The sequence below is a fragment of the Proteus sp. LHD240705 genome (assembly GCF_047921555.1).
Classification (GTDB): domain Bacteria; phylum Pseudomonadota; class Gammaproteobacteria; order Enterobacterales; family Enterobacteriaceae; genus Proteus.
In genome coordinates, this window is sequence record NZ_JBLRMI010000005.1 from 74,761 (window position 1) to 88,170 (window position 13,410).

General features: G+C 41.0%; 8 protein-coding genes. 7 read left to right on the forward strand and 1 reads right to left on the reverse strand.

Features of this window, described 5'->3' with window-relative positions; all coding sequences use genetic code 11:
• The first annotated feature begins 76 nt into the window (after positions 1-76).
• From thiB to rluA, 6 genes are all read left to right on the forward strand, one after another.
• The gene (thiB, locus tag ACNART_RS11225) at positions 77-1,039 is read left to right on the forward strand and encodes a thiamine ABC transporter substrate binding subunit (protein ID WP_198632392.1); all 963 of its coding nucleotides are present in this window, start codon (positions 77-79) and stop codon (positions 1,037-1,039) included.
• Positions 1,039-2,619 (forward strand): thiamine/thiamine pyrophosphate ABC transporter permease ThiP, encoded by a 1,581-nt coding sequence (gene thiP, locus ACNART_RS11230; RefSeq protein WP_368927787.1) that lies wholly within the window; start codon positions 1,039-1,041, stop codon positions 2,617-2,619. The genes thiB and thiP overlap by 1 nt, the downstream gene beginning before the upstream one ends.
• Positions 2,612-3,313 carry a thiamine ABC transporter ATP-binding protein ThiQ gene (gene thiQ, locus ACNART_RS11235; protein WP_198620955.1) on the forward strand — a complete coding sequence of 234 codons (702 nt, stop codon included), beginning with the start codon at positions 2,612-2,614 and terminating at the stop codon, positions 3,311-3,313. Before thiP ends, thiQ begins: the two co-directional genes overlap by 8 nt.
• Before the next feature lie 88 nt (positions 3,314-3,401).
• Positions 3,402-5,756, forward strand: coding sequence for a DNA polymerase II (locus ACNART_RS11240; RefSeq protein WP_416303599.1), 2,355 nt, complete (start codon positions 3,402-3,404; stop codon positions 5,754-5,756).
• A 185-nt stretch (positions 5,757-5,941) separates the two neighbouring features.
• Positions 5,942-8,845 carry an RNA polymerase-associated protein RapA gene (gene rapA, locus ACNART_RS11245; protein ID WP_198626202.1) on the forward strand — a complete coding sequence of 968 codons (2,904 nt, stop codon included), beginning with the start codon at positions 5,942-5,944 and terminating at the stop codon, positions 8,843-8,845.
• Positions 8,846-8,900: 55 nt separating this feature from the next.
• A complete protein-coding gene (rluA, locus tag ACNART_RS11250; protein WP_072064290.1) occupies positions 8,901-9,554 on the forward strand; it encodes a bifunctional tRNA pseudouridine(32) synthase/23S rRNA pseudouridine(746) synthase RluA in 654 nt (217 codons plus the stop codon).
• 243 nt (positions 9,555-9,797) lie between these two features.
• Here the strand turns inward: rluA and djlA are convergent, their stop codons facing one another.
• A complete protein-coding gene (djlA, locus tag ACNART_RS11255; RefSeq protein WP_023582748.1) occupies positions 9,798-10,598 on the reverse strand; it encodes a co-chaperone DjlA in 801 nt (266 codons plus the stop codon).
• Between the two features lie 430 nt (positions 10,599-11,028).
• Between djlA and lptD the strand changes: the two genes are divergently transcribed.
• A complete protein-coding gene (gene lptD, locus ACNART_RS11260; protein ID WP_198620958.1) occupies positions 11,029-13,401 on the forward strand; it encodes an LPS assembly protein LptD in 2,373 nt (790 codons plus the stop codon).
• Positions 13,402-13,410: the final 9 nt, after the last annotated feature.

A 13,410-nucleotide genomic window follows, 5' to 3' on the forward strand; every position in this document is an offset into this window, starting at 1 on the left:
CCTGACTTTTACTGAGGAACTAAACGTGTTAACTAAATCGCTTCGCTTTACTTTCCTTCTGGGCGCACTGGGCATTATGAGCACTTTTTCAACTCAAGCCTTAGCACAAAAACCCACACTGACTGTTTACACTTATGATTCATTTACCGCAGATTGGGGGCCAGGGCCTGCAATAAAAAAAGCGTTTGAACAACAATGTGATTGCGAATTAAAACTTGTTGCCCTTTCTGATGGTGTTTCTCTGCTTAATCGCTTACGTATGGAAGGTGATAAGAGTAAGGCTGATATTATTTTGGGTTTGGATAACAATCTGATCCACGCAGCAAAAGAAACGGGACTTTTCGCACCAAGTCATATCGATACATCAAAACTCACCCTACCTGAAAAATGGGCTGATGATACCTTTGTGCCTTATGACTACGGTTATTTTGCTTTTATCTATGATAAAAACCGCATTGCTAATCCGCCAAAAAGTATGGCTGAACTGCTAAATAGCAAAGAAAAGTGGAAGATTTTGTATCAAGATCCTCGCACCAGCACACCGGGTTTGGGTTTAATGCTATGGATGCAGTCACTTTATCCTGAAAATACGGCCTCTGAATGGAAAAAATTGTCAGAGAAAACGCTGACAGTGACTAAAGGTTGGAGTGAGTCTTATGGCTTATTCTTAAAAGGTGAAGGTGATTTTGTGCTTAGTTACACATCATCTCCGGGTTATCACATTTTAGCGGATAAAAAAGATAACTATGCAGCGGCAATTTTCGATGAAGGACATTACTTACAAGTCGAAGTCGCGGCAAAATTGAAATCGAGCAAACAACCTGAATTAGCGCAACAATTTATGCAATTTATGCTCACCCCTGCTTTCCAAGAAACTATTCCTACAACCAATTGGATGTATCCTGTTATTGATATGCCATTACCTGACGTCTATTCCGTGATGCCTAAACCCGAAAAATCATTGCAATTCGATGCAGATGTTGTCGCAAAAGAGCGCCAAACATGGACTCGTAATTGGCAATCTGCGGTTAGCCGCTAATGGGAAGATGGCTTATCCCGGGGCTATGTGCCTCGGGTTTACTGCTTATTGTGGCGTTATTGTCATTTGGCGCATTGTGGTTTAACGCACCAAGTGGTGAGCTGACCTCAATTTTTGCTGATGAATATTTATGGCATGTTGTCCGCTTTACTTTTTGGCAAGCCTTTTTATCTGCGCTGTTTTCGATATTACCTGCTATTTGGCTCGCCAAAGCACTCTATCGACGCCAATTTAAAGGACGAACACTGTTTTTACGCCTATGTGCCATGAGTCTTGTGTTACCTGTTCTAGTTGCACTTTTTGGTATTTTAACGGTTTATGGCAGAGTGGGATGGATTGCTCAAATTTGTGAATGGCTAGGGATCGATTACCAATTTCCCCCTTATGGTTTGCAAGGCATTCTATTAGCTCATATTTTTTTCAATATGCCGTTAGCAACCCGAATGCTATTACAAGCACTCGAAAGTATTTCGTCAGAACAACGCCAATTAGCCTCACAGCTTGGCATGAATGGCTGGCAACGTTTTCGTTTTCTTGAATTTCCCTATTTGTGGCGTCAAATTCTGCCCACGGCATCACTTATTTTTATGCTCTGCTTTGCAAGCTTTGCCACTGTATTGGCATTAGGCGGAGGTCCTGCGGCAACGACTGTTGAACTCGCGATTTATCAAGCGTTAAACTATGACTACGATTTACATCGCGCTGCACTGTTAGCGTTGATCCAGCTTTTTTGTTGTTTAGGTTTAGTGCTTATTAGCCAAAAGCTAAAAGGCACCCTTTTTGTGGGAAGCAGTCAAAAGCTACATTGGCGTGATCCCTATGATCCTATCTTTAGCAAAATAATCGATGGTTTAGTGATCACTCTTGCGATCCTCTTTTTAGTACCGCCAATTCTAGCGGTAATAACGGACGGTCTTAACAGTCAATTTATACGTGTCATACAACAACCTGTACTTTGGCAGGCGTTTACTACCTCACTGATTATTGCGGTTGGTGCAGGTATTGTTTGTGTTGTATTAACGATGATGTTGCTATGGAGTAGCCGAGAACTTCGCTTACGGCACTTTAAAAAAGCAGGACAAGCCATGGAAATGAGTGGTTTGATTATTCTGGCGATGCCGGGGATTGTGTTGGCAACAGGCTTTTTCCTTCTATTCAACAATACGATTGGATTACCCGAATCACCGTATGTTTTAGTCATTTTAACCAACGCATTAATTGCTATTCCGTATGCATTAAAAGTACTTGAAAATCCAATGAATGACATCGCTTCACGTTATGGTCTTTTGTGTCAGTCGCTCAATTTACAAGGTATAAATCGACTCCGTTGGATAGAATTACGCGCATTAAAAAAACCAATATCACAAGCCCTTGCTTTTGCTTGTGTGATTTCTATTGGGGATTTCGGTATTGTGGCTCTTTTTGGTAATGAAACCTTTAGAACCTTACCTTTCTATCTTTATCAGCAAATTGGTGCTTATCACACTCAAGATGGTGCCGTGACCGCCATGATCTTATTGCTACTTTGCTTCACTCTTTTTAGCCTAATAGAACGATTGGCAGGAAAATCTCATGATTAAATTAGAGCACCTTGCTTACACCTATGAACACCAACATCTCTTATTTAATTTAACCGTTAATACGGGAGAGCGTATCGCTGTGTTAGGCCCCAGTGGCGCTGGAAAAAGTACATTACTCAGTTTAATTGCGGGTTTTTTACCGTCAGAAAAAGGAAGCCTTTTTCTCAATGGTGAAAACCATACTAAAACCGTCCCTGCTAAACGTCCTATCTCCATGTTATTTCAAGATAATAACTTATTTCCACATTTAACTGTCAGACAGAATATTGGTTTAGGGTTAAATCCCAGTTTAAAACTGACTGATGCGCAAAAAGCACTATTAGAAGATCGCGCTAAACAAGTGGCTCTCAGTGAATATCTTGAACGCTTACCATCCCAATTATCGGGGGGGCAGCGTCAACGTGTCGCAATTGCACGCTGCTTGGTACGTGAACAACCGATTTTATTACTCGATGAGCCTTTTTCTGCATTAGATCCCGCTTTACGCATTGAAATGCTGGCACTACTTGAGCAACTTTGTGGTGAGAAGACGTTAACCTTATTGATGGTTTCGCATAGTTTAGAAGATGCTGCAAAAATCGCCTCAAGAGCGATTGTGATTGATAACGGTATGATTGTGTATGATGGAAATACACAATCACTAATAAATGGTAAAGTGGATCAATCACTTATTTTAGGTATTCCGTTTAATTAATCTTAGCTAAAATTAACTGTATAAATAACCACTATATTGACTATAATAAACACATATTTAGTAAATTATTTGTGTTTATTGGGTGCTCATGATTGGTCATACGGAACAAGGTTTTATTCTTACTCGCCACTGGAGCGACACACCAAAAGGTATTGTCGTCTCTTATTGGCTGGCGACAGATCATGGTCCGCATAAAGTGACTGTTCCTATGCAACGTGCTATCGGTTTTGTTGCCCGTCAATATGAAACTGTTTTACGCTCACTCGTTAATAAAAATCCTGATATTGAAATTCGCCCCCTCGAGTTAAAAGATTTCGAAAGACAGCCCGTTTTTGGTGTTTATTGCAAACAATACCGCCAACTTGTTCAACTTGAGCAACAACTTAAAGAGCATCACATCCGACTTTATGAAGCAGATATCCGCCCACATGAACGTTATATGATGGAGCGCTTTATCACCGCACCAGTCTGGTTTCGTTATCAACAAAATAATATTGCTACATTAAAACCCGCTCCTGATTATCGCCCAACGCTTCGAACCGTGTCTTTGGATATTGAAACCAGCGAGTTTGGTGAACTTTACTCCATTGGGCTTGCAGGTTGTGGCGATCATGTGGTGTTTATGCTTACTGATGAGTTGCCCGCAGAGTGTGAAAGCCAACAATCTCAAGGCTATCGTTTATGTTATGTCAGTAGTCGATTACGTTTAATTGAAAAGCTAAATGAATGGATACAACACTATGATCCCGATGCCATTATTGGTTGGAATTTAATTCAATTCGATCTACGTATTTTGTACACGCATGCCCAACGGTATGGCGTCAGTTTATTATTAGGTCGTCAAAATAGCCCGTTAGAATGGCGTGAGCATGGATTTAAAAAAGGACATTTTTTTGCATCGGCTCAAGGTCGTTTAATTATCGATGGCATTGAAGCATTGAAAATGGCGACGTGGAATTTTCCCTCTTTTAGCCTCGAATCGGTTGCTCAAACACTGTTAGGTGAAGGTAAAGCCATTGATACACCTTATGCCAGAATGGATGAAATTAATCGGCGCTTTAAAGAAGATAAACCTGCACTGGCTTATTATAATTGGCAAGATTGTGTCTTAGTGAACCGTATCTTTGATGCGACATCTCTTATGGCATTCTTATTAGAAAGAGCCTGTGTTACAGGGCTTTCAGTTGATAGAAGCGGTGGCTCTGTCGCGGCTTTTACTCACCTCTACTTACCCTCAATGCATCGCATTGGATATGTCGCGCCTAATCAAGGTGAAAAACCTGAAGAGCATAGCCCCGGTGGCTTTGTGATGGATTCTGCTCCCGGCTTATATGATTCTGTTGTTGTGCTTGATTACAAAAGCCTTTATCCCTCTATTATTCGTACTTTTTTAATCGATCCAGTAGGAATGATTGAAGGAATGCACCAACCTGACGAAAAGTTTTCTATTTCTGGATTTCGCCAAGCACGATTTTCACGAGAACTGCACTGTTTACCCGCTATTGTGTCGCAAATTTGGCATGAAAGAGATAATGCCAAATTACATAAAAATGCCCCGCTCTCTCAAGCGCTCAAAATCATTATGAATGCTTTTTATGGTGTTTTAGGCTCTGTGGGTTGTCGCTTTTTTGATCCTCGTTTAGCGTCTTCCATTACGCTACGAGGTCATGAAATTATGAAAAAAACACGAGAATTAATTGAGGCCAAAGGTTATCAAGTTATTTATGGCGATACGGATTCAACCTTTGTTTGGCTGAAGTCACCTCACACAGAACAACAAACACAACAGATTGGGTATCAATTAGTACAAGAGGTAAATCAATGGTGGAAAACACATCTCTTTGAAAACTACCAACTAGATTGCAAATTAGAACTAGAATACGAAACCCATTACCGCCGCTTTTTAATGCCTACCATCCGAGGTATGGAAACGGGTAGCAAGAAACGCTACGCCGGACTCAGCAATGATAAAATGGTATTTAAAGGATTAGAAACCGTCAGAACAGATTGGACTCCCCTTGCTCAAAAATTTCAACAAGAGCTTTATACACGCATTTTTCATCAGCAACCTTATCAGCAGTTTATTCGTGATTATGTTGCGGATACGCTTGCGGGAAAATATGATGAGAGATTAGTGTATCGTAAAAGATTACGTCGAAAATTATCAGAATATCAGCACCACGTCCCCCCTCACGTCAAAGCAGCACGTAAGGCGGATGAATATAATTTATCCCAAAATAGACCTCAACAATATCAGCAAGGCGGTTGGATTAGTTATATAATTACCCTCTTGGGGCCTGAGCCATTAGAGCACATTACCACTGCACCTGATTATGAGCACTATATCAATAAGCAATTAATGCCTATTGCAGATGCAATCCTACCTTTTATACAAGATGATTTTTCAACCTTGTTAAATGGGCAAATGACACTCTCATTTTAAGTTGTGTCATTTTGCAGGTGACGGTTTGCTTTGCATCTATTAACATAACGCCCCTTTGGTGATAATTAGCTTTTCTTTGTTCAAGGAACAAGCACTTTTTATCCCGCAGATTTTAATGACAACACCGCAATACTGCATTCATTAATAATTCCTAAATTATATATTTGAGAGCTGAGTTTATATATATGCCTTTTACTCTTGGTCAACGTTGGATTAGCGATACTGAAAGCGAGCTTGGACTGGGTACTGTTGTGGCAATTGATGCCCGCATGGTTACCTTACTTTTTCCTGCCTGTGGCGAAAACCGCCTTTACTCCCGTCATGATGCACCAATAACGCGGGTGATGTTCAATGCAGGGGATACCGTCACCAGTCACGAAGGCTGGAAACTCGCCATCGATAACGTTGTAGAAGATAACGGCCTACTTATCTATCAGGGTGTACGTTTAGACACTGAAGAGCCTGCACAATTACGTGAAGTGTTCTTAGATAACAAACTCACTTTTAATAAGCCTCAAGATCGCCTTTTTGCAGGTCAAATCGACCGTATGGATCGCTTTGCATTACGCTACCGCGCTCGTAAGTTTATGAGCGAGCAGTTTAAGCAAGCACAAAGTGGTTTACGTGGTATCCGCGCAAGCCTTATTCCTCATCAGCTTTATATCGCCAATGAAGTGGGTAAACGTCATAACCCTCGTGTATTATTAGCTGATGAAGTGGGTTTAGGTAAAACGATTGAAGCTGGTATGATTATCCATCAACAATTAATGGATGGTCGTGCTGAGCGCGTGTTGATTATTGTGCCTGAAAGCTTACAACATCAGTGGTTAGTTGAAATGTTACGCCGTTTCAACCTCCGTTTCTCACTGTTTGATGATAGCCGTTATAGCGAATCTTTATTAGATAGCGATAATCCATTTGAAACAGAACAGATGATCATCTGCTCTTTAGATTTTGTGCGTAAAAACAAACAACGTTTTGAACACTTGGTTGAAGCAACATGGGATATGTTAGTTGTCGATGAAGCTCATCACCTTGTTTGGAGTGAAGATGCTCCAAGCCGTGAATATCAAGTAATTGAAGAATTAGCTGAATCTATTCCTTCGGTATTGCTATTAACCGCAACCCCTGAGCAATTAGGTCAAGAAAGCCACTTTGCCCGTTTACGTCTGCTCGATCCAAGCCGTTTCCATGACTACAACGAATTTATTAATGAGCAACAAAAATATCGCCCTGTTGCTGATGCTGTCACTATTTTGCTATCAGAAGATGATTTAAATACCGAACAACAAAATATCATCAGTGAAATGATCAGCGAGCAAGATGTTGAGCCATTACTGAAAGCGGCAAATACCCAAGGTGAAGAACGTACTAAATCCCGCCAAGAACTTATCCATATGCTAATGGACAGACACGGAACAGGTCGTTTGTTATTCCGTAACACTCGTTCTGGTGTTAAAGGTTTCCCGAATCGCTTACTTCACGCGATAAAAATGCCACTGCCAACACAATATCAAACCGCAATTAAAGTGGCTGAAATTATGGCAGCGAAAAAGAACCTCGAAGTTCGTGCAAAAGAGATGCTCTACCCTGAACGTATTTACCAAGAATTCGAAGGTGAAAATGCAACATGGTGGAACTTTGACCCTCGTGTTGAATGGTTACTGGGTTTCTTAACTGCAAATCGTAATGAAAAAGTACTGGTAATTTGTGCTCAAGCAGCAACCGCACTGCAATTAGAACAAGTTTTACGTGAGCGTGAAGGTATTCGCGCGGCAGTCTTCCACGAAGGTATGTCATTACTTGAACGCGACCGTGCAGCTGCTTATTTCGCGTCTGAAGAAGAAGGCGCGCAAGTTCTACTATGTTCAGAAATCGGCTCTGAAGGACGTAACTTCCAGTTTGCTAATCAACTGGTTATGTTTGATCTGCCATTTAACCCTGATTTACTAGAACAACGTATTGGTCGCCTCGATCGAATTGGTCAAAATCGCGACATTGATATTAGCATTCCTTATCTTGAAGGTACGGCTCAATCCGTATTATTGCGTTGGTATCACGAAGGCTTAGATGCCTTTGAGCATACTTGTCCAACAGGTCGTACTATTTATGACAGCAAATATGATGCTCTCGTCAATTACCTTGCGCAACCTAATGAATTAGCGGACTTTGACGAGTTTATCGCTGCTTGCCGTAAACAGCATGATGAAATGAAGCTCAAACTTGAGCAAGGCCGCGACCGCCTATTAGAAATGCATTCTAACGGTGGTGAAGTTGGTGTTGAATTAGCAGGTGAGATTGCAGCGCAAGATAACGATCCTGAGTTAGTGAACTTTGCACTAAACTTATTTGATATCGTCGGTATTAATCAAGAAGATCGCAGTGATAGCTTAATTATTTTAACGCCATCCGATCATATGTTAGTGCCTGATTTCCCAGGATTACCGCAAGATGGTTGCACCATCACATTTGATAGAGAGCAAGCATTATCTCGTGAAGATACCCAATTTATTAGTTGGGAACACCCAATTATCCGTAATGGCTTAGATTTAATTTTGTCTGGCGATACAGGAAGTTGTGCCGTTTCTTTACTAAAAAATAAAGCATTGCCAGTGGGAACGCTGTTAGTGGAACTGATTTATGTGGTCGAAGCGCAAGCGCCTAAACATCTTCACTTAAGTCGTTTCTTACCGGCAACACCAGTTCGCTTATTACTTGATCTGAAAGGTAATAATCTTGCATCTCAAGTTGAGTTTGAAAGCTTTAATCGCCAATTAAATGCGGTTAATCGTCATACTTCGAGCAAACTGGTCAATGCGGTACAAAGTGAAGTCCACCATGTACTTAAAGCTTCTGAACCGTTAATGGAAGTTGAAGCGAAAGGACTTATCCAAAAAGCGAAAGAAGAAGCGGATCGCGTGCTGACTCATGAATTGTCGCGCTTAGAAGCTTTACGTGCGGTAAACCCAAATATTCGTGATGATGAAGTCGAAGCAATTGAAAATGAACGTGCTCATATTCTTAACCATTTAGATGAAGCAACGTGGCGTTTAGATTCAATTCGCCTCATTGTTGTTACCCACCAATAATCACCGTTAAAGCGGGGAGTATTTTACTCCCCGTTGTTTTGATGAGATATCCACCATGATGGAAGTGTATAACCCGCCGACAGATCCTTGGTTACATGTTTTATATCAAGATGAGCATATTATTGCCGTCAATAAACCCAGCGGATTACTGTCAGTACCGGGCAAAGCGCCAGAGCATAACGACAGTATTATGTCGCGCATTAAAGCTGAATTTCCTAATGCTGAATGTGTGCATCGCCTTGATATGGCAACCAGTGGCGTTATTGTTGTTGCACTAAATAAAGAAGCAGAGCGTGAACTAAAGCGTCAATTTCGTGAACGTGAACCCAAAAAAACCTATATCGCACGCGTTTGGGGACATATCGAAAAAGAAGAGGGTTTGGTTGATTTACCTTTGATTTGTGATTGGCCTAATCGACCAAAACAAAAAGTCTGTCATGAAACAGGGAAAGCGGCGCAAACTTTTTATGAAGTGTTGGAATATGAAGAGAATGCGACAAGAGTGAAACTCTCACCAATTACTGGGCGTTCACATCAATTGCGGGTACATATGCTAGCGTTGGGGCATCCAATTCTTGGGGATCGCTTTTATGCACACCCACAGGCAAGAGCGATGGCGCCTCGCCTGCAGTTACATGCTCAGGAATTATTTATTACGCATCCTGCTTTTCGATCCCCGATACATTTTGAATGCCTTGCCGATTTTTAGTGTCTTATGACACTAAAACAGTCACTGAACTCAATGAAGCAAGGAGCAGGCAAAGCGCTAATCCCATAACCCCAACAAGAACACGGACGTTTGACATGGATATAGTTCCTTTTTTAAGAGAAGAGAGAATGAAATAATTAAATTTCACTTATATTTTACCGTGATAAATAATAAACTCAACTCAGTCTAAGTTATCTCTATCACGGAATAATTCTCTCTTTTCTCATCTTCTTTTACAAGATGTTAACGAAATCCTTTTTCTTTTTTAATCAAATCGTAAGCAACTTGTATAGACTGTGCTTTTTGTTTTGCGATTTCCATCATTTCTGGCGGTAAACCTTTCGCTACAAGTTTATCCGGATGATGTTCTCCCATCAATTTTCTATAAGCTCTTTTTATGGTTTTAACATCATCATTCTCATCGACGCCAAGTACCTTACACGCATCAGAGAGCGTTGGACCTTGAGGTTGGGGCTGATAACCCTGTCCATTTTGATAATGAAAATTCTGACCAGCCTGCATCATTGCTAATATATGTTCAAAATGCGCACGAGAAAAACCTAGCTCATCGATAATGATAAACAACATTTTTCTTTCATTTGGATGCAGTTGACCATCTGCAAAAGCAGCTTGTAATTGGATTTCCAGAAACATCTGAAGTAAGTCACGGCGCCCAACACAAATTTGCCGAACACGTTGCAATGTGGCTCTTAATGGAAAATCGGGTGATTTGCCTTCTCTAAAAGCTTGTTGCGCGGCTTGGCGACCAACACCATGCAGATTCATGCGATCCATTAATTCGCTGGCAAGAGAGATATCGGTTTGAGTCACTCGCCCTTTTGATTTTGTCAGATGGCCTAAAACTTGAAAGGTTGCGGCAAAGAAAAAAGCTTGTCTATCACGCGTATAGCGCCCACCACTTCCTAATTTACTTCGTTGCATGTCATAGAGGTGCCCAAGAAAAACACCAATAACAATGCCCCAAAAGCCTATTCCTGCAAAACTACCAATGGTAAGGCCTAATAATTTTCCCCAATAGCGCATAGACTCCTCAAATCTTCAATGCTCTGACTGCAATTTTGCATTATCATACTATTCATTTGCTTGCACACCTAACACCAAGCAACCTCTAAATAGACTTTTTCTTAAAATGAAGAGATTTACTGTTTCTCTTTGGACAGAGGTAATGCTGTTTTCGTTTAAATTGTGTTAAAGTAAAATGAGTGACCAAACGAATAACTTTAGCGTTGTTATACAGCACGAAATACCGCATCAGCGCGGTGTTTTTTTGTTTCTAATAAGGCTATAACCCTATTTCAACACAGAAACATCGAAAAAATGAGGCATACGCCTATTTTTCGGTTACCGTTAGAACAATGTTCAGAACGTTGGGCTGGTGTCGCATAACTCCCTGCGTTAGTTTCTCGCTGTTTATCAGCACGAAGCCACTGATGACGGAAGCACATAAATACTTATGAAAAAAAGTTATCCCACACTGCTGGCCACCCTAGTTTGGGCCACAATATACGGTCAGCCTGCTTATGCTGATCTTGCCTCCCAATGTTTACTGGGAGTTCCTGTTTATAACAAACCATTAGTACAAGGCGATCCTAACAGCTTGCCCGTCACCATCACTGCAAATGATATGCAAGGTGAATATCCTCGCATGGTCAAATATAAAGGTGATGTTGATATTAAACAGGGAAACCAAACCTTAAGTGCCGACAGTGTTGAACTGACACAGACTGAGGGAGAAACACCATTAAGAATGGTCACAGCAACGGGAAATGTGTCTTATGATGATCCTCAAATCATCTTAAAAGGCCCGCGTGCTTGGTCTAATCTTAATAATAAAGATACGGATATTGAGCAAGGTGATTACCAAATGGTTGGCCGTCAAGGCCGTGGTTACGCAGATAAAATGCAAATGCGTGGCGAAAACCGCTATACCATTATGGATAAAGGCATGTTCACCTCTTGTTTACCAGGAGATGATAGCTGGAGCGTTGTTGGCTCAGAGGTTATTTTAGACCGTGAAGAACAAGTCGCTGAAATTTGGAATGCGCGTTTTCGTGTCGCCAATGTGCCTATTTTTTATAGCCCTTATCTTCAATTACCAATTGGTGATAAACGCCGTTCTGGTTTCTTAATTCCTAACGGAAGCTATTCCCGTAGCTCTGGATTTGATTTCCAACTCCCTTATTATTGGAATATAGCTCCTAATTATGATGCGACCATTACGACTAACTATATCAGCCGTCGTGGTTTAAAATTAGATAATGAATTCCGTTATTTAACGACTCCAGGTAGCGGTACGATTGCCGTTGATTGGATTAATCACGATAGCCAATACAATAAAGATAAAGAAGAAAATAAAGCTGGCTATCTTCCTCGTGATTCTGCAACACGTTGGTTATTCTACTGGGGACATAGTGGCGTCATGAACAATGTGTGGCGATTTAATATCGATTACACAAAAGTAAGTGATAACAAGTACTTCACTGATTTCACCTCTCAATATGGTAACACCACAGATGGTTATGCAACTCAGAAATTTAGTACGGGTTATGCGCAACAGAACTGGAATGCCACATTAACAACCAAACAGTTCCAAGTCTTCTCTGATAATAAAGATGCAAGGGCTTATCGTGCAGAGCCACAACTTGATCTCAATTATTATAAGAATGATATCGGGCCGTTTGATTTCCGTACTTACGCTCAATTTGTTCGCTTTACCAGTGTGGGAGATAACACCCCTGAAGCAAATCGTTTCCATATTGAGCCAACGATCTCACTGCCTGCATCAACAGGTTGGGCAAGCTTTAATAATGAACTGAAAGTGATGGCAACTCATTACGATCAGGACATTCCTGAGGCTTATAAGAAAAGATATCCTAACCAATTAGATGACAGCGTTAATCGTGTATTGCCACAGTTTAAATCTGATATGAAAGTGGTTTTCGAGCGCCAATATCAAACCAATGATATTACTCAAACCCTCGAACCTCGTGTGCAATATCTTTATGTTCCTTATAAAGATCAGTCTAATATCAATAACTTTGACTCCGCATTATTACAATCAAACTATGGCGGACTTTTCCGCGATAGAATGTATGGTGGTTTAGACCGCATTGCTTCTGCAAACCAATTAACCACGGGTGTAACTTCGCGTTTTTATGATAGCGAATTAGTTGAACGTTTTAACGTTTCTGTAGGTCAAATCTACTTCTTTGAGCGTCCAAGAACAGGTCCTTCTTCTATTGGTAATGAGATTATTAATAGCAAAGATGAAACAGGTTCAATGGTATGGGCGGGTGATGCCTACTGGCGGATCACAGATACTGTAGGTATGCGTGGTGGTTTACAATATGACCGTCGCTTAGGTAGCGTCTCAATGGGCGATGCGATTATGGAATATCGCGCAGATAGCGATCATCTTCTACAGTTAAGCTATCGTTATGTTGATCGTGACTATATCCAAGCCACGCGTGTTCGCCCTTATGATGGTGGTATTAATAAACTTCCTGAATACCAAAAAGGTATTTCACAAGTCGGTGTCGTAGGAAGCTGGCCATTAGCAGAGCGTTGGGGACTTGTGGGTGCTTATTACTTTGATACCAAAGAATCAGAGCCTGTTAGCCAAATGGTTGGTCTACAATACAACACCTGTTGCTGGGCTGTGAATGTGGGTTATGAACGGAAAATTGTTGGCTGGAAAGTTGACCACAGCGATATTGATAATAAATGGTCTGTCAATGTGGAACTCAGAGGCCTAAGTAACAATCATAGTTTGGGTAGCCAGAAAATGCTTGAACGCGGTATCTTACCTTATCAAAGAGCATTCTGATTTAATCAG